General features: G+C 46.0%; 19 protein-coding genes. 18 read left to right on the top strand and 1 reads right to left on the bottom strand.

The window, feature by feature from the left end; all coding sequences use genetic code 11:
- The first annotated feature begins 27 nt into the window (after window positions 1–27).
- The 3 genes from QF049_RS12865 (at window position 28) to QF049_RS12855 (ending at window position 1,839) form a co-directional block, all read left to right on the top strand.
- Window positions 28–816 carry a polysaccharide deacetylase family protein gene (locus QF049_RS12865; protein ID WP_307537868.1) on the top strand — a complete coding sequence of 263 codons (789 nt, stop codon included), beginning with the start codon at window positions 28–30 and terminating at the stop codon, window positions 814–816.
- Between the two features lie 214 nt (window positions 817–1,030).
- On the top strand, window positions 1,031–1,237 hold the full coding sequence (locus QF049_RS12860; RefSeq protein WP_026081155.1) for a YwbE family protein: 207 nt from the start codon (window positions 1,031–1,033) through the stop codon (window positions 1,235–1,237).
- 41 nt (window positions 1,238–1,278) lie between these two features.
- Window positions 1,279–1,839, top strand: coding sequence for a DUF4269 domain-containing protein (locus QF049_RS12855; RefSeq protein ID WP_307537866.1), 561 nt, complete (start codon window positions 1,279–1,281; stop codon window positions 1,837–1,839).
- Between the two features lie 21 nt (window positions 1,840–1,860).
- Here the strand turns inward: QF049_RS12855 and QF049_RS12850 are convergent, their stop codons facing one another.
- The gene (locus QF049_RS12850; RefSeq protein WP_307537864.1) at window positions 1,861–3,303 is read right to left on the bottom strand and encodes a hypothetical protein; all 1,443 of its coding nucleotides are present in this window, start codon (window positions 3,301–3,303) and stop codon (window positions 1,861–1,863) included.
- A gap of 342 nt (window positions 3,304–3,645) precedes the next feature.
- Between QF049_RS12850 and QF049_RS12845 the strand changes: the two genes are divergently transcribed.
- From QF049_RS12845 to QF049_RS12775, 15 genes are all read left to right on the top strand, one after another.
- Complete coding sequence (locus tag QF049_RS12845) at window positions 3,646–5,445, top strand: sensor histidine kinase (RefSeq protein WP_307537862.1); 1,800 nt, start codon at window positions 3,646–3,648, stop codon at window positions 5,443–5,445.
- Window positions 5,420–7,033: a response regulator transcription factor gene (locus QF049_RS12840; RefSeq protein WP_307537860.1), complete on the top strand. Its 1,614-nt coding sequence runs from the start codon at window positions 5,420–5,422 to the stop codon at window positions 7,031–7,033. Before QF049_RS12845 ends, QF049_RS12840 begins: the two co-directional genes overlap by 26 nt.
- A gap of 184 nt (window positions 7,034–7,217) precedes the next feature.
- Window positions 7,218–8,204: an ABC transporter permease gene (locus QF049_RS12835; protein ID WP_076208980.1), complete on the top strand. Its 987-nt coding sequence runs from the start codon at window positions 7,218–7,220 to the stop codon at window positions 8,202–8,204.
- 17 nt (window positions 8,205–8,221) lie between these two features.
- The gene (locus tag QF049_RS12830; protein WP_017689303.1) at window positions 8,222–9,130 is read left to right on the top strand and encodes a carbohydrate ABC transporter permease; all 909 of its coding nucleotides are present in this window, start codon (window positions 8,222–8,224) and stop codon (window positions 9,128–9,130) included.
- A gap of 133 nt (window positions 9,131–9,263) precedes the next feature.
- Complete coding sequence (locus QF049_RS12825; protein WP_307537858.1) at window positions 9,264–10,793, top strand: ABC transporter substrate-binding protein; 1,530 nt, start codon at window positions 9,264–9,266, stop codon at window positions 10,791–10,793.
- 181 nt (window positions 10,794–10,974) lie between these two features.
- Complete coding sequence (locus QF049_RS12820) at window positions 10,975–11,673, top strand: hypothetical protein (protein ID WP_307537856.1); 699 nt, start codon at window positions 10,975–10,977, stop codon at window positions 11,671–11,673.
- A 299-nt stretch (window positions 11,674–11,972) separates the two neighbouring features.
- Entirely contained in the window at window positions 11,973–13,124 is a 1,152-nt protein-coding gene (locus QF049_RS12815) for a sensor histidine kinase (RefSeq protein ID WP_307537854.1), read from the top strand.
- Window positions 13,099–13,728: a sensor histidine kinase gene (locus tag QF049_RS31485; RefSeq protein ID WP_307537852.1), complete on the top strand. Its 630-nt coding sequence runs from the start codon at window positions 13,099–13,101 to the stop codon at window positions 13,726–13,728. Before QF049_RS12815 ends, QF049_RS31485 begins: the two co-directional genes overlap by 26 nt.
- 73 nt (window positions 13,729–13,801) lie before the next feature.
- Complete coding sequence (locus tag QF049_RS12805) at window positions 13,802–15,430, top strand: response regulator (RefSeq protein WP_307537850.1); 1,629 nt, start codon at window positions 13,802–13,804, stop codon at window positions 15,428–15,430.
- Between the two features lie 123 nt (window positions 15,431–15,553).
- Window positions 15,554–17,245: a type 2 periplasmic-binding domain-containing protein gene (locus tag QF049_RS12800; protein WP_307413816.1), complete on the top strand. Its 1,692-nt coding sequence runs from the start codon at window positions 15,554–15,556 to the stop codon at window positions 17,243–17,245.
- A gap of 189 nt (window positions 17,246–17,434) precedes the next feature.
- Window positions 17,435–18,325: an ABC transporter permease gene (locus QF049_RS12795; RefSeq protein WP_074094500.1), complete on the top strand. Its 891-nt coding sequence runs from the start codon at window positions 17,435–17,437 to the stop codon at window positions 18,323–18,325.
- A 29-nt stretch (window positions 18,326–18,354) separates the two neighbouring features.
- Complete coding sequence (locus QF049_RS12790; RefSeq protein WP_091032085.1) at window positions 18,355–19,233, top strand: carbohydrate ABC transporter permease; 879 nt, start codon at window positions 18,355–18,357, stop codon at window positions 19,231–19,233.
- Between the two features lie 32 nt (window positions 19,234–19,265).
- Window positions 19,266–20,351, top strand: a complete 1,086-nt coding sequence (locus tag QF049_RS12785; protein WP_307537848.1) for a glycoside hydrolase family 53 protein — start codon at window positions 19,266–19,268, stop codon at window positions 20,349–20,351.
- A gap of 85 nt (window positions 20,352–20,436) precedes the next feature.
- Complete coding sequence (locus QF049_RS12780) at window positions 20,437–22,509, top strand: beta-galactosidase (RefSeq protein ID WP_307537846.1); 2,073 nt, start codon at window positions 20,437–20,439, stop codon at window positions 22,507–22,509.
- A 211-nt stretch (window positions 22,510–22,720) separates the two neighbouring features.
- Complete coding sequence (locus tag QF049_RS12775; protein ID WP_124113995.1) at window positions 22,721–24,160, top strand: NAD-dependent malic enzyme; 1,440 nt, start codon at window positions 22,721–22,723, stop codon at window positions 24,158–24,160.

Here is a 24,160-nt window from a genome sequence, read left to right as displayed (position 1 = left end):
CGTATGAAGATAAAGTGAGGACACCACATGAACCTGAAGGCAGCCCGAGTCATCGGAATGTTCACGCTAATTATTTTGCTGGGTAGCAGTTCTGCCTATGCAAAGCCTGTACAGAAGAACCGTCAGTATTATGAGGAACGAGGAGAGATTGTGTGGGAAGTTCCCACACAGGATAAACTCATCGCCCTTACCTTTGATGATGGACCAGATCCGATTCAGACTCCGCAGATTCTGGCTTTGCTTCAGCAGTATCATGCCAAAGGAACTTTTTTTGTACTTGGCAAATGGGCAGATAAATTTCCTGAACTGATTAAGCAGGAACAGCTCGAAGGGCATGAAATCGCCAATCATACGTATGCGCACACGTATGCAGTTCGATCAACTAGTGCGGACAAGTACATGAAGGATATGAACGAAGCGGAAAGTTCCATCATTGAAGCGGGTGCTGAGCGTCCCCTGTTGTTCAGGCCACCGGGCGGCTATTACAATGACATGGTCATCGAGGCTGCCAAACAAAAAGGGTATACCATTGTACTCTGGTCCTGGCATCAGGATACACGGGACTGGGCTTCTCCAGGTGTATCGGCTATCGTTAAAAAAGTACTGAATAACGCACGCAATGGGGATATTGTACTCTTCCACGATAAGGTGGAAGGCAAGTCCCATACGGTAGCTGCACTCAAAACAATCCTGCCGAAGTTACAGCAGCAGGGATATCGATTCGTGACAGTATCTGAGCTGCTTGCTATGAAGGCACGCGAAGCTGCGAAGGATGGAACTTCGCCATCGTCTATATTGAAGCATGTGCAGCCCTGAACATGGTAATCCAATTAGAAACCGTAGGTCTCAGTTGAAGAGACCTGCGGTTTCTTTATCTTGGTCTTCATATCAACCATGGAATCAGGCGTAGGAGGTTATTGCCGTGTCCCTTTTGTTTTGAAACTAAAACGTCTACAATAGATGGAGCTTTGTGTTTAAGGGTTATATAGTATACAAGATATGAATTATGACATAGAGGAGAGTGAACATAATGAATGGACAACAACGTGTAAATATTAAGCCAGGTCTGGAAGTGGACATTGTGCTGAAGCAGGATCAAGCTACAGGTAAGCTGACACGTGGCATTGTGAAGGATCTGTTAACCAAGTCACCTACGCATCCACACGGAATCAAAGTACGACTGACGAGTGGTCAAGTGGGACGTGTGAAACAGGTCATTACAGGAGGCTCGAACTAACTGTGGCCCAAGGCGGGGAGATGAATACTACCGCAGAAGTAATGGCACATCTGGCTTCGGGTAATACACGTCAGCAGGACGCCTATTATGTGTTACAGAGCAGTGGATTGCTCGAAATATTAGCTGACTATCACCCGTATCCAGCAGGAACGGTACCAATTGATATTGATATTCCGGGCAGTGATCTGGATCTGCTGTGTTATGCAGAGGATCTGGATGTGTTTGAAGCCGAGATATACAATCGAATCGGAGCCGTTGCTGAATTTCAATGTGTACGTGGTGGGGATCTTCCAGACCAACGTCCTTATGTGACTTGTAATTTGCAAGTGGGACATTGGCCTGTGGAGATTTTTGCCCAATCCGTGCCAGTTTACAGGCAGAATGCATACCTACACATGATCGTAGAGTGGAGATTGTTGCAACTGTGGGGAGACGCGGGACACCGCGAGATCCGCAGACTCAAACAGGCAGGGTGGAAGACGGAGCCTGCATTTGCTTCTGTACTTGGATTACAGGGAGATCCATATGTGGACATGCTGCATCTGGCCGAGATGAAGCGAGAAGATCTCTGGAACTGGGCGCGTTTACGCACGTTTTTTTGAACGGTTTAGCATAATCTTTGGTCAGATTAGAAAGATGGCTACAATTGTTGTTACCGTGAGTCCCAGCAGTACAGGCTTCAGGTTGCGTCTTGCAAGTTCAAAAGGATTGACTCCGCAGATTGCAGCAGCAGGAATCAATGCCCATGGAATCAAGGTTCCGCCACCTACCCATATGGCTGCAACCTGACCGAGTGCTGTCAGTACAGGTGCGGAATCTGCCGTACCTGCAAACATGGACGCAATCGAGCCAACCAGGGATATCCCCGAGAACCCCGAACCATCCATTCCGGTCACTGCTCCGGTCACCGTCATTGTAATGGCGCCCACCGTATCATTCAATGGCACTAGTCCAGCAAGTGCGACCCCGAGGTCATTCACAATCCCGTGTGAACCTTCAGGAAGAGGGTTGATGAACAACTCCGTAATCGCAGCATCACCCAGATAAAAAAATGCGGCTATGGGAATAACCGGTCCAAACACCTTGAAACCAAACTGAAATCCTTCTATTAAATAGTTGGTCGTTTCCTCTGGTCCGGCATGTCGATGTGCGGCAAGGGTAACCGCAATCAGTATAACGACAGCGGTTCCGCCAATCAGAGCTGTTGCATCGCCGCCTTGCAATTTCAATACAAACATCAGAATCACATCAACTGCGAATAACAGAGGAATAAGCAGAGCGAACGCCTTTTGCAAACGGGGTGACATGACTTGACGTTGAACAGGCTGATCAGTGGGTAGGGAGATGGACACAGCTTCTGATGAGGAAGAAGGTTCCCTGCTCAGGGTACCTGATATAGCGTTTGGGAAATGAACAGGTGAGCCTGATTTCATCTCTTTGCGCAGCATCCAGAAGGCTGTAAGTGTAGATACGGTGCCCATGACAATGACCAAAGGAATGCTGGCCGTCATGACGGAAGTAACGGGTACACCGGCTGCATCGGCTGTAAGTTTGGGAGCCCCCTGAATAATGTAATCCCCCGACAGTGCAATCCCATGTCCGAACAGGTTCATGGCAATAGCAGCTCCAATCGGAGGAAGACCTACACGCACGGCTACAGGAAGCAGTACTGCACCGACGAGTGCTACGGCCGGGGATGGCCAGAAAAATAGTGATACTACCATCATGATCAATCCGATACCCCAATACGCGACCTGAGGAGAACGGATAAACCGGGTGACGGGTGTTACCATGACCTCATTAATGCCTGTTCTGATCAGAACACGGCTCATTGCCACAATAATCGAGATGATGAAGATCGTACTTAACAATTCTTTTGTTGCATAGATAAAACTGCTGAAGATCCCAGCAACTGACCCGCTTAAGGTTTCGGTTGCCAGAAGTCCAATGGTCATAATACCCGCGACACAGATGATGGTGGTGTCCCTGCGCCGGATCATTACCGCAATAATCAAGACGATAAATGCCAGATAGACATAGTGTAACGCAGTGAGTTGAATATTCATCGAACAGGCCTCCCTACATCCTGGTGACTAACCCGAGGAGTGATATATCGTATGCATGTCAAGATCGGGCGTTCGTGGAGTCCGGGGCTTGCCGCAGCATTTATTTTTAGGGAGAAGCTTCAGAGTAATAAATGAAGGATTTATTTTACAACTGGAGAATTTATTACAACATGAAGCTTGTTACTCTTGAAATTGGAGCGGATGAAAGTCACCAGAATTGATATGTGAAGGTCACGGGACCCCATAGACAATGGCAAGCAGGGGTGATTACAATAAACATGCCATCATAAGGAAGAAAATAGAAAAACTATGTTGAACTAAAAGGGCGGGAATCCATAATCCATGAATTTTATCCGTTCACTTCGTTTTAAATTTATAGTGGGTCTTACATTGATCATGCTGCCATTATTCATGCTGCTTTATTACAACAACGTCTACGCCATGAAAGTTGTACGTGACAAAGTATCCCTCACCAATATGAATCATCTCGCCAAGAGTGTGGAGCAGAATGAACGTGTATTACAGGAGACAAATCGGTATTTATATAGTCTGGGTGAGCGGGACCCGGATATAATCTCTCTGTTTTTTCTGAAATACGGCAGCGGTGATTATATCATTGCAAAGCAACGGATTATGAACAAATTCATGACAGATATCGGTTTTTATAATCTAATCGATTCTTTTTTTCTATATGATGCCGTGAATGATGATCTGCTGCTCGCCACTTCAGGCAATTATGATGTCAAAAAGTCGGTTGTGCAGGAGAGTATGCCAGTCCAGATGCAGCAATTGGAAGGGGATATCCAGAAGCCGGAATGGAGCATCGTGCGTGGCGGGACGTGGAATGCGCTGGTGAAAACGGTGCGAATCAACCAGCAGTTCTATGCAGGTGCACTTGTTGATATGAATGCACTGAATCATACACAACAATTCACTGAATCCGGAGATCGGGGAGGCGCAGTCATTGTTGGAACAGACGGTGGGGCACTATCGGATTCCACATTAAATACTGCACAGATTCAGCTGGCTGCAGCGCATCTTCCCGGCCTGAAGAATCCGTATCAGGTTATCTCTGAAGTTGTGAACAAGGGAGAAGCACGTCAATATTTGATGCTGGGTAATGCCTCGGCCATGTCCGAGATGAATTATATCGTGCTGCTGCCTGAGGAAGACATGATGCGTAACCTCCCGTTTTTCCAGCAGATCATTCGTCTGCTTCCCATTGGTGCGGCAGTAATTCTGGTTACTGCACTGATCTTTTTGCGGCATCTGTTATTCCGCCCGATGAATGCGTTAATCCGAGGCATGAGAAGGGTGAGCCGTGGAGATCTCGATGTGAAGCTGGACCCGCCATCTTCCTCGGAACTTGAATTTATGACACGAAGTTTCAATCAAATGACCAGTGAGATCAGGCATCTGAAGATTGATGTGTATGAGGAACAGCTGCGGACGCGGGAGGCAGAGTTCAAACAACTGCAGATGCAGATCAATCCTCACTTTTACCTGAATTCACTCAATATTATTCATAGTCTGGCTTCCTTGCAAAAGCATGAGTTGGTGCAGCAGATGGCTGGTCATCTGGCCGATTATTTTCGTTTCAGTCTGCGTGCAGGCAAACGTGTTATTCGTCTGGATGAAGAGCTCGAGCACATTCGTCATTACTTAGAAATTCAAAAGCTGAGGTTTCCAAGCAGATTCGATTTTGAACTGGATGTCGAACCGAATCTGGGACATTATGTGATTCCGCCATTAACCATTCAGCCTTTTGTAGAGAATGCCATTATTCATGGATTTCAGCGCCGGACACAAGCATTTGTCATTCGGATCGTGGCGCGCCTCGGTGAGAAGTCGTCCGGTCAGATCGATGGGACGGTGCTTCAACTGATGATTGTGGACAATGGTGTCGGATTTGAAGAGGAGTTGTTGGGGCGTCTGCAACATGGTCAATACGCTGAAGACCTGAGTGGACAGCATATCGGTATATGGAACGTGGCTCATCGGCTTTTAGTAAAGTATGGTGATCAGGCCAGTTTGCAGTTTGGCAATGAGGTGGATCATGGCGCCAAAGTCATCATTGATTTACCCGCTCAGACCGAAGAGGAAGAAGGGGGAGCCTATGCGGAACCTGTTGATCGTGGATGATGAAGTGTATGCATTACAAGCAATGGTGGAAGGAGTCGATTGGCAGGCAGCAGGTATTGACCAGGTATACAGTGCTGGTGATGCCGAAGAGGCAAGAAAGATTTTAAGGGCAGATGCTATCGATATCATGATCTGTGATATCGAGATGCCTGGTGAAACAGGGCTTGACCTGCAAAGCTGGGTGTTGAAACATGATCCAGGCATACTGACCATTTTCCTGACAGGGCATGCTTTATTCGATTATGCTCAGACAGCCATTAAGCTAAACAGCTTTGATTATGTGTTGAAGCCGGCTCCAGCTGATCAATTGATTAAGGTAGTAACTCAGGCAGTGGAAAAGATCAAGGATGGAGAGCAGCGTACCCGTACCAACGAAGTTTATGAGACCGTATACAAACGCTGGAAAACCCATAAACCGCTGCTGACGGAACGCTTCTGGAAAGATGCCATCTCTCAGCGTATCACGTTAACCGAACAACGGTTGCAAGAGCTCGCAGAACTGTATGGTGCCGAGATTGATCCGCAGGCTCGTGTGTTACCCATTGTGATCTCGGTAGAGGAATGGGTGCGTGATTTTGATTTGCGTGACGAAGAGGTATTGGAATATGCCCTTCGTAATGCAGCCAAAGAGATGCTGCTTGGCGACAAGCCCGGTGAGGTTTTTCAGGATCAAAGTGGATTAAATATTGTGCTTGCTTATGAGCAAGATGGCATCATTCCGAGTGCGAGCGAAGTGGCACAACGTTGTCAGGGGTATATTCAGGAATGTGGTACGTATTTCTACTGCCGGTTGTCCTGTTATGTTGGTGCCCCGGTTGCTGTAACTGAGCTGCAAGGCATGTTAAATGAACTGATGGATATGGAACGGCGCAATATTAAGGAGCTTGAAGAAGTTTTTGTCTATGATGAGCGGGGAAGAGATCAGGAAGATCGCTTTTTGCCTATTCCATGGTTTTCGGAATTATCCATTCTTTTTGAGACGGGTAAAGTAGGGGATTTGCGAGAACGTGTGGATGAGATTTTTGAGTTGCTTGCTGCCCAGGAGGGATTGTCTCCTGAAATGCTGCATCTCTACTATCATGCCATGCTGCATGTGGTCTATCCGCTGCTTCATCAGAAAAACGTATCAATACGCAGTCTTTATCCGGGTGAACGGGAGCCGGAAGAGGGTATGGTGACAAGGTCGTTGCCGCAGTTGAAACAGTGGACGTCTGATCTGATTGATCGTGTTATCCCGGTGTTGTACCCGGACGATCATAGCCCCATGACCATTGTGGATCAGTTGTGCGTTTATATTGAAACTCATATTGGTGAAGAACTTATGCGAGAGGAGCTTGCAGCTTTTGCCGGATTCAATCCCGCTTATCTATCGCGTCTGTTTCGGAAAGAGAAGGGGATGTCCCTATCTGAGTTTATCCTGCAGGGCAGAGTAGCCAAAGCGAAGACATTGTTGTCCCAGTCCACCGTCAAAGTGACGGATATCGCTGGCAAGGTGGGGTACTATAATTACTCGCATTTCACCAAAATGTTCAAAAAGTGCACGGGTATAACGCCACAGGAGTTTCGAAAACAGTCACGTACCGTATAGTTCAGGGCGCAGCATGCTGCGCCTTTGTTTTGTTTATTTTGGCACTAAAGTCATAATTTGATAAGTCAACAGGTCACCACAGCAGATAGAGGTCTTACTCGCCCCGCCGTATACTTGAACCACAGGAGCCGCAACGGAGCTTCATCCTGAGGAAGAATTCAAGAGGAGTGAGGGAGAACAAGTTATGAAGACACAACCCCAGGCGGGTAAGGGAGTACGGATATCGGAAATACCGGGAGAAACAGTCCGAAAGCGCAAGTCTGTGTGGCACAATCTTGGCAAATTCAAGGTGCTGTATCTCATGTTCTTGCCAGGTGTCCTGTTTCTGCTGGTGAACAACTATATGCCGATGTTCGGCGTTCTGATCGCATTCAAAAATGTAAACTATGCTGATGGTATTTGGGGTAGCCCATGGAGTGGATGGGACAATTTTAAATATTTGTTCTCCACCAGTGATGCATGGGAAATTACCCGAAATACACTCGCGTATAACACGGTGTTCATTGCACTGAATCTCTTTGTAGGTGTCGGGCTTGCTATTCTGCTCAATGAAGTGAAGAACAAGGCAATGTCCAAGTTATATCAATCACTTATGCTATTACCGTATTTCCTGTCCATGATTGTGGTCAGTTATCTGGTACTGGCTTTCCTGGGCAAGGATTCAGGCTTCATGAACTCAACGATTCTGCAGATGTTCGGTGGTCAGCCGATCGACTGGTATTCAGAGCCGAAGTATTGGCCGTATATTTTGCCACTGGTGAACACATGGAAGAATATTGGATATTATGCCGTCATTTATCTGGCAGCTGTCGTGGGTATCGATGAAGAATATTATGAAGCAGCTGTGCTTGATGGTGCAACCAAATGGCATCAGATACGCTTCATTACCATTCCGTTTCTCGTCCCATTAATCGTCATTATGACGTTATTGCAAATTGGCCGTATATTCTATGCAGACTTCAGTCTGTTCTACCAGGTTCCACTGGAATCAGGAGCGCTGTTCCCTGTAACGAATGTACTGGATACCTACGTATATCGTACGTTCCTTATCGGTGGAGATATCGGGATGTCATCAGCAGCCGGTCTATATCAAGCAATCGTTGGATTTGTGCTGGTTCTTGTATCCAATACCATCGTAAGGCGAATTGATAAAGATAATGCATTATTTTGAGAGGAGGCAAGTCAGCTGTGAAATCACGTGATCCACTAGCCGTATCGAAGCGTTCCGCATCCGTTATTCATGCGATGTTTCTATTCTATGCCATTGCCTGTATCGTGCCGATCCTGCTTGTCTTCGCCATCTCATTTTCGGACGAGACAACAGTGATTGCCAATGGATATAAGCTTATTCCAGAGAAGTTCAGCCTGACGGCTTATGAGTTTCTGTTCAGAGATATGGATCAGATCATTCACTCGTATGGTATATCCTTTATCGTAACGGTTGTAGGTACCATTACAAGTGTTGCGCTGACCGCATTGTATGCGTATCCACTCTCACGGAGAGATCTGCCTTACCGGGGCTGGTTCGCCTTTTTCATCTTCTTCACAATGTTGTTCAATGGGGGTCTGGTACCTTGGTACCTGGTCTATGTCAACGTATTGGATCTGAAAAACTCCCTATTGGCACTCATTATGCCGCTACTGCTATCCCCATTCTTTGTACTGGTCATGCGTACATTCTTTGCGAACTCCATTCCGGTGTCTATTCTGGAATCGGCTCGGATTGATGGTGCGGGAGAATTGAGAACGTTTGCACGTATCGTGCTTCCGCTCTCTCTTCCCGTAATGGCAACCGTTGCGTTGTTCAGTACATTGAATTACTGGAATGACTGGTACCTTAGCATGATTTTTATATCAGATAACCGGACGATCAGCCTTCAGTACCTTATGTACCGGACGCTGCTCGATATTCAATATTTAACAACCAACTCCAACGTCTCTTCACAGATTTCGTCGCAGGGTGGATTGCTCAATCTGCCTAACAAAACTCTGCAAATGGCGATGGCTGTGGTCGGTATTGGTCCAATTGTACTGGCATATCCGTTCTTCCAGCGTTATTTCATCAAAGGTCTTACGGTTGGCGCTGTGAAGGGATAACTCTGAACCGGTTAGCGGAGTGGGCAAGGTAAATGAAGATGGACTGAAAGGGCATATACAGAAGTAGTTATCGGTTTAATTGTGAATTGGGGAATTCGGTTGTATGGTTCAACACATGACAGGAGGGGTTCAATTGGTTAGATCATTAAAGGTATGGTCACGCATGATGGCAACGGTTATGGCGCTGAGCCTGGTGCTGGCTGCTTGCTCATCAGACAAGGGTGGAACAACAACACCTGGCGCAGAAGGCGGAGGAGCAAGTGAAGGTGGGGGCAAACCCTATGAAGTGACACTGTTCTACCCAGGGACACCACAGAAGGATGTCGCTCTGGTGGAAGCCGAGATTAACAAAAAGATGGAACCAAAGATCGGGGCCACGCTTAAGATCAATGCGATTGACTGGGGGCAATGGGATAACAAGCTGAATCTCATGATTTCTTCAGGTGAAAAATCAGACATTATCTTCACAGCGGCTTGGCAGAACTACACGGTGAATGTAGCTAAAGGCGCATTCTTGCCCTTGAATGATCTGCTTGATGCACATGGTCAGGATATTAAGAAAAACCTGGACCCTGCCTTTCTGGAAGGTTCCCAGGTAGACGGCGTGAATTACGGCGTTCCTACGAATAAGGAACTTGCTGCCACACGTGGTGTGTTGGTACGTAAAGATCTGGCTGACAAGTATAAGCTGGACCTGACAGCTGTAAAGACATGGGCTGATCTGGAGCCTCTGCTCAAAACAATCAAGGAAAACGAGCCAGCTATCACACCATTCTATATGTCCAATACCAACGGTAACGGGCTGTTGGAGAATCTGGATTGGGATTATCTCGGTGATGCTTCCGTACCTGGAGTCATCTCCAAAACAGCAGGCGGAACAACGGTGCTGAATGAAGTGGAGACCCCTGAATTCAAAGAAGCGGCTGAACTCGCTCGCAAGTGGTATCAAGCAGGATATATCAACAGTGATGCTGCTACATCCAATGTGTTCCCGAAAGACCAGGCGAAGGCTGGAAAAGCATTTCTCTGGACAGATGGCATGAAGCCAGGCAAGGATAAAGAAGAAGAAGGGTATGTGGGTTTCCCACTTACTCAGATTGAGATGACACAGCCGACAATCACGACGGGTGATGCGTCTGGAGCGATGCTTGCAATCTCCCGTTCTTCCGAACAACCGGAGAAAGCGATGCAGGTCATTAACCTGCTGCATTCCGACAAAGAAATTAACAACTTGCTGAACTTCGGAATTGAAGGTACACATTATGTGAAAAAAGACGGACAGGATAATATCATTACTCTCCCTGAAGGCGTTGATGCCAACAGTCGTACCTATAACCCTGGTGCCCAATGGCAGCTTGGTAACCAGTTCCTGAACTTCCTATGGGATAATGAAGATCCGCAGAAGTGGGAAAAGTTCAAAGAATTTAACGCCAAAGGTGTGAAGTCGCCAGCACTGGGCTTTACATTCAACAGTCAATCTGTCAAAAATGAAATTGCTGCGGTCAACAACGTGAACAAACAGTTCAAGCCGGGTATGACATCGGGCGCCGTTGATCCAAATGAGATGATTCCGAAATATCTGGAGAAATTGAAAGCAGCGGGAATTGATAAAATTATTGCAGCCAAACAGGAACAACTCGATGCATTCTTGTCTAAGCAATAAATGATCGTCAGCCATGACAGAGAGACCTGTGTTACTACAAGCTCTTGTCAGCGGTGAAAATGGAGGACGTTTTCGGTGAACAACCGAAGGCGTTCTTTTTATTGTTGTTTTTTGATTTGGATTGTTAATCATAAATAGGAAAAATATGATATAATAAGGTGGTTGATTAGGGGGTGTTCGTGTGTCGAGAACCAGACTTGTGTTCTCAGGGGCTTTATTGCTATTTGCTATTATCTTTACATTTAACCATCATCTTGGTTTTTCTGTTGGGGATACCATGCTGTCAGCAATAGGTATATCACCGTATACTACGTCTTATTTAAGTGGTGTACATATCACACTTTTCCTGGGATTGGGGATCTTCGCTTGCGGCTTTTACCTTACACGCAAAGAAATCGGGAAATCATTCCCCGGTCTTGCAAAAGGGTTATGGATCGTAGTTATCGCTATCATTCTCAGTTATTCGTACATGACGGATAAATTCATGTATGTTGCCAAGTGGGGAGCTACAGGCATTAAGGCGGTATCCTATGTACAGAATGCAAGCTCTTGTACCTTTAACGTGCTGAAAACGGGTGAGACCCGAGCAACCTGTGACCTGACACTCAAAAATTACGGCAGAGATTCCGTATCCGCCGTGTTATTGCCTGATCTCGCACGCAGTTATAAGTTTAAGGACGATCCACTATTGGAAGCCTTGCAGTCTGTCCAATTAAGGCCCGTACATGTTGAAATTGAACGCCATGGAACGTTTAAAGGCAAGTTGGAGTTTTATGGGAAAGCGGAATCCCCTCTGTTCGTCAATGGGAAACTTATGGATATTGTGCTGGATGTAGGCGTGGATGGAGCAAATACGGTATTTGATTATGATATTCCATAGTTGATATTTTTATAGAAAAAAAGAATAATTACATAAACAGAAGTGGAATAAGGTTTGAGTTGAATAGAAAGATCAAAGATATATACTGAAATTAGATAGAGAGCTGGCTAATCGCTGGCTCTTTTTGTGCGTGGAAGTTGCATTTAGTGCAGAAATATTGGTTTTATCTCCTTTCCCCTTGAATTGGTAACGCTTACGCTAGATAATGAATCAGTTTGTCTCAAAAAAATAGTTTGTCTTTAGCGCTTACATCATTACAATTAATGTCACGACAAATTAAGACAAGGTGAGATGAAAAGATGTCATATCGGACAAACCTGTTTTCCAAAATGGTCATTCTTATTCTGATTATGCTGATTCCTGTAGTGCTTTTGTATTGGTACTCCAATCACAAAACAACAGCTGTTCTCAGAGATGAGTTGAATCGATCGAATAGTAACCAGCTTGAATTTTTCCAAAATCAAGTGAACACAAACATCGAACTGTTATCCTCATGGCCGAATCTGCTCATACATGATCCTGATATTGCCAGCTTCAAGCGAATCTATGCGGACAGTAACTACTTTGATCTGGATGCGATCAACCTGGTCAAACGTATTCAGAATAAGCTGAGTATTCAGGAAAGCTCATCCAATTGGGCTACGAAATTATATCTGTATTCTCCTTCGCTGGGCAGAGTGGTTTCCGAAAGGGACGCACGTTCTTACGATAAACAAGCGCTAAGAGAGAATATCAGTTCCGGCTGGGATGTACGCAAAATTCAGGATGGGGAAGATGACCGGTTCATGTTTAGCTGGATTACGGTATCTCCGTACGGTATTAAAGACCCAGCTAATAATGCGGAAACGATTATTAAACTGGAGTTTGATAGTGACAACATTCGGGATATGCTCGACAAATTCAAAGACGATGGCAGGCATGATCCCTTCTATTTCCGAGAAGAATCGGGAGTTATCTATAACCGGACTTCAGATCGTTCCCTAACGAATCAGTTGATGGAAGAACTGTCCGTTCATAAACTTCAGGACGTTGATAACCGTACAGTGGTGATCGGGGACGAGCCTTACATGGTTAACACGGTGAAATCCAGTACAACAGGCTGGTATTTGGTGGACTACATGCCCCTGTCAGATATTCTGAAGCCTATTCATCAATCCAATATGCTGTTCTATTCTTCCATGATTTGTTTGTTGTTAATGAGTTTTGGTGTGGCGTATTTGTTCTATGTTCAGGTACAGGTACCAGTGAAACAACTCATTCGCGGGTTCCAGCGGTTGAAGCAGGAAGATTATTCAGTGAGGATTAAGCCAAAGGGCCGCAATGAATTCAGTTTCCTGTCCGAACGTTTCAACTTGATGGTGGAGCAGATCCAGCAGTTATTTGAACACGTTTACCTGGAACAGATTCATGTGCGTGAAGCCCGGTTTGAAGCAGCTGCAATCGCAGATTAACCCGCACTTTTTCTATAATTGTTTCTCCTTCATTACGAGTATGGCGAAGCTGAAGCGTATGGACGCTGTTGTAGCGATGTCACATAACCTATCGCGATATTATCGGTATACGACAAGACAGGAGCGGGACGTGGTACCGTTGACAGAAGAGATTGAATTTGTCAGCTGTTATCTGGAGATCCAACGGATGCGTATGGACCGGATTCATTACAAGATTGATCTGTCTGATGAGATGTTAAGACAGGAGGTACCGCCACTCATCGTGCAACCATTGGTGGAGAATGCAGTGATTCACGGCATCGAAGCGGACGCGGAAGCAGGAGAAATAAGAGTATCCGGGGAAAAACAGGGCGGTGTCATGGTTCTTGTGGTAGAGGATGATGGGCAAGGCATGACGCAGGAGGCACGTGAGGCGCTTCTGAGTAAGCTCAGGGGAACGATGGATCAGGAGATGGGCTGTGGCCTGTGGAATGTGAATCAGCGACTCCAGCTTCGATATGGGGAGCAGGCTGGGCTTGATATAACGGAATCGGAACTTGGCGGGTTACGCGTTACACTGTCATGGCCTGCCGAGCAGGAGTTTCTTCTGGAGAATGAAGGATAAGCACTTGGAATGTGTAGCGCATGATGCACGATGGAATCCATTTGCAGAATGAACGAAATAGGGAGTGAATCACTTGATTGATATATTGCTGGTAGATGATGAGACATACGTAACAGAAAGTCTGGAACTTACGATCCCCTGGGGAGAGCTTGGAGTAACGACCGTGCTGCGTGCCGCATCCGGTAAGGAAGCGTTGGAGATTATGGAGGAAAATGCAGTAGATATCGTAGTTACCGATATTCGCATGCCTGGCATGTCAGGACTGGATCTCATTGCAGAGGTAAGCAAGCGCTGGTCTCATATCCGCTGTATTTTACTAACGGGTCACAGTGATTTTGATTATGCTAAAAAAGCCATTCAATTGCAGGCAGCGGATTATATCCTGAAACCCGTAAACGATGATGAGTTTATGGGATCGGTGTCGGCAGCCATCACGTCTCTTCGCGATGAGTGGGATGAATTTGATAAATATCACCGGCTTTTATACAGTCGGAAGTCTGACTATAAGATTTTACGAGAAAATCTTATGCATGATCTGCTGCTGGGACGTGAGATCACGGCGCGGGCGCTTCGGCAACAACTGCAACAATATGAGATTCATATTGATCCGGAACAATCGGCTGTGATGATGCTGATTCGGCTTACAGGACGCTTCTCATCAATGGACCAGCAATCTCTGGATCTGATGGATTTTGCGGTAGGTAATATTGCAGAGGAAGTACTCGGAGAGCAATTTAACGTGTGGTTTGGTCGCGGACCCCATGAGTGTCTGGTTATGTTCTTGCAGAATCAAGATCAGATCGTAGCTCCGCAGATGGACTTGGAGACGTTGAGAATCTCAGCTGAAACTTTCCGTGAGCATGTCATTCGATATTTACAGGGAGATCTGTCCATGGTAGTTACACCGTCATTTCCCTTTAATGAGTTAACAGCAGCTTATCGAAAAAGTCTGGGTTCGCTTGTCCTTTCAGGACCGGAAGAACACAAGATTATATATATGGACATGGATCAGGCACTCAGCAAAAGACCGGAGAATGATGCGACGCAGGCGCTCGAAGAGCTGTACAAACCGCCTGTACTTCCGCAATTGCTTGAGACCAAGCAATGGGAAGCGGCAGCGCTTAAGCTGAACGCGGTCTTTGACGCGGCAGAACAGGTTCGATTGTCCAGAGAACATGTGTATGAGATGTATCTGTCGGTAACCAATGCATTTATGTATATCGCCCATAAACAGGGGCATCTGGTGCATGAGATTGATCATGCGGGATTTGATCTGCTCCTTGCTCATCAGTTGATTCAATCCCCCGAGAAGCTGCGGCGCTGGGCAACCGAGATGCTGGCGAAGCTTCAGGAAGAGTTGTCCGATCAGGAAGGTGTGCAGAGCCGCAGACATGTGATCAAGCAGGTTCAGGAGTTGGTAACAAGAGATACAGGACAGGATCTGTCAGTGAAGATGATTGCGGACAAGGTATATTTACACCCCGTATATCTATCGAAAATTTACAAGGCAGAGACAGGGGAAGGTCTTGGGGACTACATGATTCGTATGCGCATGGAACGTGCTCTGTATCTGCTTAAGAATAGCAATAAAAAAATATACGAGATTACGAGTGAACTTGGCTATCAAAATCCGCAATATTTCAGCAAAATGTTCAAAAAACATTATGGTATGACACCAAATGAATTTCGGGATCAGGCATAATTACAACAACATTCCAGAATATAGGTTGGCAAAGGTGCAGAAATCTTGATTTCGTATCATAGGCTCAAAGGCCTGGTCAGCCTATAATGAAAGGGTAACCAAAACGATTTAAGGGGGAACAACATGAGAGCGCAATCAACGAAAAAGAGATTCTTGACGCTTCTCGCTACAACTCTGAGTCTAACTGTCGTTCTTGCAGGATGTTCAGGAGGCAGTGGGGGCGGAGATAGTGCAACACCAAGTACATCTGGAACCCAAAACGAATACAAAGAAAAGTATGATCCGGAAGTAACCATTACAACAGCATGGGGAATCGATCCTGAGCTGAAGTTTAAAAATGGCGAATCCATGGAAAATAACGTGGCAACCAAGTGGGCCAAGGAAAAATTCGGGATTAATGTCAGCGCGCTCTGGTCAGTAACAGACACAAACAGTGCGTTTGCAACTAAACTTCGTCTGGCTATGTCCTCTGGACAGGAAATGCCAGATATCGTGACGATTGGTAGTGCGGACAATCTCGTTGCTCAAGACTTGATCGACTCTGGCATGTACGAAGAAGTCGGTCCACTGTTCGACAAATATGCTTCAGACACATGGAAAAAAGCGATGGAGCAAGATCCTAACGTCTGGAACCAATATAGTCGTGATGGCAAAAGAATGGGTATCCCTGTTCTGGACTACGCATACAACAATGATTACTTGCTCTGGATTCGCCAGGATTGGCTGGACAAGCTGAATCTGAAAGCACCAAAAACAATCGATGAGCTGGAAACCGTTATGGAAGCATTCAAAAACAATAACCCTGACGGCTTGGCTCCTGAAAAAGTCACTCCGCTCAGCGTTGGTTTCAAAACATCCATGAACACTTGGATGGGAGATGTATCTTGGATATTTGGTGCATATGGCACCTTACCTCAACAATGGAATCTTGCTGCGGATGGCAAGTTGGAGTATGGCTCCATCAATCCGGGTATGAAGCAAGGTCTGACCAAATTGAGCGAATGGCTCAAAAAAGGATATATCCCGCAGGAAGCAGCTCTATGGGATGAGAACAAAACAGCAGAGCCAGCAGTTGCAGGAACTGCCGGCATTATTCCAGGACCTTACTGGATGAGTGGGTGGCCACTTCTCGATACAGTGAAAAATGTACCGAGTGCGGTATGGAAACCGATTGAAATTCCTACCGGTCCTGAAGGAAAAGCGATGCGTCACGGAACACAGTTCGTTAATGGTGTTACGTTGATCAAAAAAGATATGGCACACCCAGAAGCATTCTTTACGTATCAGAACTACCTGTTTGACAATTATGCAGACCCAGCACCAGGTAGCCCTTATGATAACGGTCTGTTTGCAGGTTATGACTACCAATTGGATGCAAATGGAAAACAAATGCCGATTGACCAGATCGAAGGCGGATACGTGAACGTTGTACGTTATTTGCTTGTTCGCGACGGTGCTCGTATTCCAGATGCCCAGATGAAAGCACTTCTGAACTTAGCAGATGGCAAAGAGCCTGAAACGAAGCTTGAGAAAGATGTTGCTGTCAATTACGGTAAAGAAACTCCAGCAGCAGCCAAAGTGTTACTGAGCCAAGAAGAAATTTCCTTCAAAAACATGTTCACAGGTCCAACAACACAGACGATGAAATCCAAGTTGGACTATTTGAATAAAATCGAGAATCAAGCATTTAACGAAATTATCTATGGCAAAAATCCGGCGGATGCGTTTGATACCTTTGTACAAACGTGGAAATCGGGTGGTGGTGACCAAATCACGCAAGAGGTTAACGAGTGGTATGACAGTGTGAAAAAATAGTTACAAGCAGCGCTCAGACGACTAACGTCTGGGCGCTTTTTTTGTTTATTCAAGTTAAGGCAAAGTGGTTGAATTTGTGCCATTTATATTGCTTTTATGTGCTGTTTGGGCCCCATAAAAGGTTGATATAATCGCATTATAAGCCACTCAGGGAGTACTTGAGTAGGAAGAAATACAGGGGGAGCAATCATGAGAACTTTGAAACGCACTTGGCCATTCCACGTTATGCTGTTGCCAGCCATTATCTTTCTGATTATCTTCAGTTATGTGCCTATGGGCGGGATCATTATGGCATTCCAGAACTACAAGCCATGGCTTGGGATTAGCGGTTCTGAATGGGTTGGGCTGGACAATTTTAGATATCTGTTTGAACGTGAAGACAGCTTACAGGTCATCTGGAACACATTGATTATTGCTGTACTTAAACTGATTTTTAATTTATTTGTTCCATTTGTTTTTGCCATTCTTTTGAATGAGGTTCGTAAGATGGCTATACAGCGAACGATTCAAACACTTGTCTATTTACCTCACTTCTTGTCCTGGGTCATTCTGGGCGGGATTTTGATAGATCTGTTGTCAACAGGCGGCTTGGTTAACCGGGTTCTGGGAACCTTCGGACTCGGGCCATATTTCTTCCTTGGAGACAACAGTTGGTTCCGATCTACGGTCATTCTGACAGATGTGTGGAAAGAATTTGGCTATAACATGATTGTCTTTCTGGCTGCCCTTGCCGGAATTAATCCAGCATTGTACGAAGCAGCGGAAATTGACGGAGCAGGACGCTGGAAACAGACACTGCACATTACAATTCCTTCACTTGTGCCGATGCTGATGGTTGTAGGAACACTGGCACTTGGTAACGTACTGAATGCCGGATTTGACCAGATATTCAACTTGTATAACCCGCTCGTATATCAAACGGGTGACATCATTGATACATTCGTATATCGTTCCGCAATGCAAAATGGTGAGATGGGCTTTGCAACGGCGATCGGATTATTCAAATCGGTTATTAGCATGATCTTGATTCTTGTATCGTACAGCTTAGCCAAAAAATACGCTGGATATCGCATATTCTAAACGAATGAACAGAGAAAGAAGGGACCACGATGTATCATAAATCATTGCCTTATCGCGTGTTTAATATAGTCAATACCTGCTTTCTGATTTTGATCGCCATCATGTGTATCATACCGATGGTTCATGTACTGGCGGTATCCTTTAGTACAAAGGCTGCTGCCGATGCAAATTTGGTCAATCTCTGGCCTGTAGGTTTCTCCCTTGAGGCATACAAAAAGACAATGAACAATCCAATTTTCTTGAACTCACTCTGGATTTCACTTCTACGTACAGTAATTGGTACAGCTATTACCTTGCTGATTACGTTCCTGGCAGCGTATCCGTTGTCCAAAGAGAATAGTGAATTCAAAGGCAGAACAATCTACTCCTGGATTTTTGTATTCAGTATGATTTTCAACGGGGGACTGGTGCCATTCTACATGGTTATCCAGAAGATCGGGTTGATGGATTCCTTCTGGGTACTGGTACTCCCTGGGGCAGTTAACACATTCCTTGTCATTCTGATGCTGAACTTCTTCCGCGGTATTCCAAAAGAGCTGGAGGAAGCGGCGCTGATGGATGGAGCTAACCATTTCAGAACATTGTTCAGTATCTTCCTTCCCATTTCGATGCCGTCCATTGCAACAATTGCATTGTTCAGTATGGTGTTCCACTGGAATTCCTGGTTTGATGGATTGCTCTACATGAATAACGCCAAGGATTACCCACTTGCTACATTTATGCAAACGGTCATTATTGGACGTGATATGAGTAGCATGAGCATGAATCCAAAAGAAATGGAAGCTCTCTCTCAAACTACGGTAAGGGCAGCTCAGATCTTCATCGGAAGTGCACCAATCTTGATTGTGTATCCTTTCCTGCAACGTTTCTTTGTCAAAGGTATGACGTTGGGCTCAGTTAAAGGCTGAGCCTGTACCCCAAATTAATGGAGGTTGATACAGTGAGCAATTTGACGGAAAAGACATTCATTCTGGGAATGGATGTGTCCTTTATGGATGAAATCGAACAGCATGGCGGGAGTTATAGTGATGTGGATGGCAAGGAACAAGACTTGCTGTCCATCCTGAAGATTAATGACGCTAACGCGATACGACTTCGAATCTGGAATGATCCTGTTGGTGGATTCTGCAATCTGGAGCGGACGGTGGAGGTAGCCAAACGGATCAAGGAACAGGGATTGAAATTTTTGCTGGATTTTCATTACTCTGATCGCTGGGCTGATCCAGCCAATCAATGGAAGCCGAAAGCATGGGAGAATCTGTCCTATGAAGAGCTTCAACGTGCGGTATGCATGTATACGGCTGATGTTCTGAGAACGTTGAAGGAACACGATGCGCTTCCGGACATGGTGCAGGTGGGCAACGAGATTACACCAGGCATGTTATGGAATGAGGGACGTGTCGGTGGAGAAGAGCATAATACGGATGAACAGTGGGAGCGTTTTGCAGGCCTTGTGAAGTACGGAATTGCTGCGGTCAAATCCGTTGACGCGGATATTCAGATTATGATACATATTGATCGTGGTGGAGATAACGCCGAGAGCCGCAAGTTTTACGATCGCTTTGAAGCACTGGGTGTGGAGTTTGATATCATTGGTCTCTCGTATTACCCTTGGTGGCATGGCACACTTGATGCGTTACGAGACAATCTTCATGATCTGGCTGAGCGTTATGGCAAACCTATCAATGTAGTTGAAACCGCTTATCCATGGACGCTGGAACAGCCGGAAGGCATTGAATGGATTTTGAATCAGGAAGATATGTTGTTACCAGGATACCCTGCAAGTGTAGAGGGACAGACCAAATATCTGAAGGATCTATTGCAGATTATCCGCGAAGTTCCTGGTGGTTTGGGGCACGGATTCTATTATTGGGAACCTGCCTGGATACCAAGTAAAGAAGAATGGTCCGTCGGGCACCCGAATAACTGGGGCAACCTCACCATGTTTGATTTTAAAGGTCGCAAGTTGGAATCGTTTACAGCACTCGCTACTGCAGAAGAATCTGATGTCGTGACATACGTGTAATCTAGCGTAATACGTATCTTCTGTGAAGTCGTTGTTATCGTATATAAATTAAAAAAACAGTAATTAAAGCAAGGGAGTTGTCCTTATGACATACAAATTTCCACCTGTAAGTTCCAAAGCCCCGCACATGTTGCATGGCGCAGACTATAACCCGGAGCAATGGCTCCGCTACCCTGAAGTTCTGGAAGAAGATATTCGCTTGATGAAGCTTGCCAAGTGTAACGTGATGTCCATTGGTATCTTCTCATGGGTATCCCTTGAGCCGGAAGAGGGTGTATACACGTTTGAATGGCTGGATCAGGTTTTGGATCGTTTTGCAGCAAACGGCATCTATGCATTCCTGGCTACACCAAGTGGTGCCAGACCTGCCTGGATGTCCGCGAAGTATCCGGAAGTGCTCCGTGTATCCGAGAAGCGTGTCCGCAATCTGCATGGTTTCCGTCACAACCATTGTTATACTTCCCCGGTATACCGTGAGAAGGTTACTGCGATCAACACAAAACTGGCAGAGCGTTATTCGGATCATCCGGCTGTAATCGGCTGGCATATCTCAAACGAGTTCGGCGGAGACTGTCATTGTGATTATTGTCAGGAAGCGTTCCGTGGTTGGGTTCAGAATAAGTATAAAACACTCGATGAACTTAATCATTCGTGGTGGACCACATTCTGGAGCCATACGGTTACAGACTGGAGTCAAGTGGAATCTCCTGCTCCACACGGTGAGACACAGGTACACGCGATGAATCTGGATTGGCGCCGTTTCGTTACGGATCAGACAGCTGATTTTATCGTGCATGAAACGAAACCATTGAAAGCTCGGAATCCCGATCTGCCAGTCACAACAAACCTGATGGAATTCTATGGCGGTCTGAACTATTGGAAGTTCGCCGATATTCTGGACTTCCTCTCTTGGGACAGTTATCCGACTTGGCATGATGCAGATGACGACGCGAAACAGGCATCCCGTATCGCCATGATGCATGATATCGTTCGTTCCATCAAAGGCGGTCAGCCGTTCTTGCTGATGGAGAGTACTCCAAGTTCGACGAATTGGCAAGATGTCAGCAAGCTGAAAAAACCTGGCATGCATCTGCTCTCTTCTCTCCAGGCTGTTGCGCACGGTTCCGATAGTGTTCAGTACTTCCAGTGGAGAAAAAGCCGGGGGTCCAGTGAGAAACTTCATGGTGCGGTGGTAGACCACGTAGGAACGGAACACACACGTGTGTTCCGAGATGTGACCGACGTAGGAACGGCTCTTGAAGGCATGGAAGCCATTGTAGGAACAGCGGTTCCGGCAGAAGTTGCAATTATATTTGATTGGGAAAACCGCTGGGCCGTTAATGATTCCCAGGGTCCACGCAATATCGGTGTGAAGTATGAGCAGACCGTGGAAGAGCATTATGAAGCATTTTGGAAAAAGGGAGTCGCTGTAGACGTTATTGATATGGATGCAGATCTGTCCAAGTATAAGTTGCTGATTGCTCCAATGCTCTATCTGGTACGTGAAGGTGTTGGGGAACGCATTGAGAAGTTTGTAGAACAAGGTGGTACGTTTGTTGCAACTTACTGGTCTGGTATTGTTAACGAAAACGATCTGTGTTTCCTGGGTGGATTCCCAGGCCCACTGCGTAAGACACTTGGCATCTGGTCCGAGGAAATTGACGGACTGCATGATCGTGATCTGAACGGAATCATACCGGAGAAGGGCAATGAGCTTCAGCTCAATACAGCGTATGATGCAATTGAGCTGTGTGATCTGATTCATCTGGAAGGCGCGAAGTCCCTGGCTACGTACCGTTCTGACTTCTATGCCGGACGTCCGGCATTGACGGTTAACCAGTTGGGTACAGGAAAAGCATATTATGTAGCGACACGTCTGAAAGCACCATTCTATGATGATTTCTATGCAAAACTAATCGCTGACCTGAACATTGAGCGTGGACTTGAAACCGAGCTGCCTGACGGAACAACGGCACATACACGTACAGATGGTACAGCTGATTATGTGTTTGTACAGAACTACACACCAGATGAGAAGCTGGTTGAACTAGATGGACAGTCCTATACCGATCTGCTCAGTGGTGATGCTGTGGAAGCAAGTCTCAGCTTGAAGCCATATGACATTTGTGTTCTGCGCAGACCGGCTGCCCGAAAATAATATAGGTTCTATATGTTACTAAATAAATTAAGTTAGTATTAAGAAGAGATTGCCCTGAAACGCCTGCATTGGTGTTCAGGGCATCTTTTTTATTTTATGCATTTGGCTGTTGAACGACTTTTTCTGGACAAGATAAAGGATAAACGTGTCCGCGCAGCGAAGACAAACACGTAACATGTAACTCAAGACTTTCAGTCTGGGAGGAATGGAAATGAATCAAAGAAATCTGGATGGTAACAGCATTATTATTCGACTGGAAATGACAACTAAGGATATCAAGTTTGGCGAAGTGGCTTCGGCCATCTCGGAAGCTGGGGGAGACATCATTGCAATCGACGTGATTTCCACCAATCAGGATGTAAGCGTGCGCGACTTGACGGTCGCAGTTACAGATGCACAAGATAACAGTAAAATTATAGAAGGGGTGCGCCAGCTTAAAGGTGTGTCCATTATTAATGTATCGGATCGGACGTTCCTGCTTCATCTGGGCGGTAAAATCGAAGTAACACCAAAGACCCCGATTCAAAACCGGGAAGATCTGTCACGTGTGTACACACCGGATGTGGCTCGTGTATGTTCAGCCATTTCAGAAGAACCTGGCAAAGCCTTCTCATTGACAATTAAACGGAATACAGTGGCCGTCATATCTGATGGCAGTGCGGTGCTTGGGCTTGGTAATATTGGGCCTCGTGCCGCGATGCCTGTCATGGAAGGTAAAGCGATGTTATTCAAACAGTTTGCTGGTGTGGATGCTTTCCCAATCTGCCTGGACACACAGGATACCGAGGAAATCATACGTACTGTGAAAGCGATATCACCTGGTTTTGGCGGCATTAATCTGGAGGATATCTCGTCACCGCGTTGTTTCGAAATTGAACGTCGTCTGAATGAGGAATTGGACATTCCTGTATTTCATGATGACCAGCATGGCACAGCGGTTGTGTTATATGCCGGTCTGATCAATGCGCTCAAACTGGTGGGCAAGTCCATTGAAGATGTGAAGATTGTGGTCTGCGGTATTGGTGCAGCAGGTGTAGCTTGCAGCAACATATTATTGTCTGCAGGAGCCAGTCGACTTATTGGTGTCGATCGTGAGGGTGCGATTGTACGGACACAAACCTATGAGAATGAAGTCTGGAGTGATTATGCAGCTCGTACAAACCCGGAACTGGAAACCGGATCACTGCGCGATGTCATCCGTGGAGCGGACGTGTTCATTGGCCTGTCCCGCGGTAATCTGTTAACTCGCGAAGATGTGCAGACCATGGCAGAAGATCCAATCGTGTTTGCGATGGCAAACCCGGTACCTGAGATAATGCCTGCATTGGTGGAAGACATTGTGGCGGTAATGGCAACAGGCCGATCCGATTATCCGAATCAGATTAACAACGTGTTATGTTTCCCGGGTATCTTCAGGGCAGTTCTGGATTGCCGAGCCACCGAAATTAATGAAGAAATGAAGTTGGCAGCTGCGCAAGCGATTGCTTCGGCCATTACGGATGAAGAGCGTACACGTTATTACATTATTCCGAGTGTGTTCAATGATAAAGTGGTCAAATCGATGCGCAGTCGCGTGATTGAAGCAGCTATTAAGACAGGTGTAGCTCGGCGTATTCCGCGTGAACAGGCCCGTGAAGGCGGGGAATCGTAA

This window comes from Paenibacillus sp. W4I10, assembly GCF_030816325.1.
In the GTDB taxonomy this organism is placed as follows: Bacteria; Bacillota; Bacilli; order Paenibacillales; family Paenibacillaceae; genus Paenibacillus; species Paenibacillus amylolyticus_B.
Note: the sequence above shows the minus strand (reverse complement) of the source record. Positions and strands in the feature narration are given on the sequence as shown.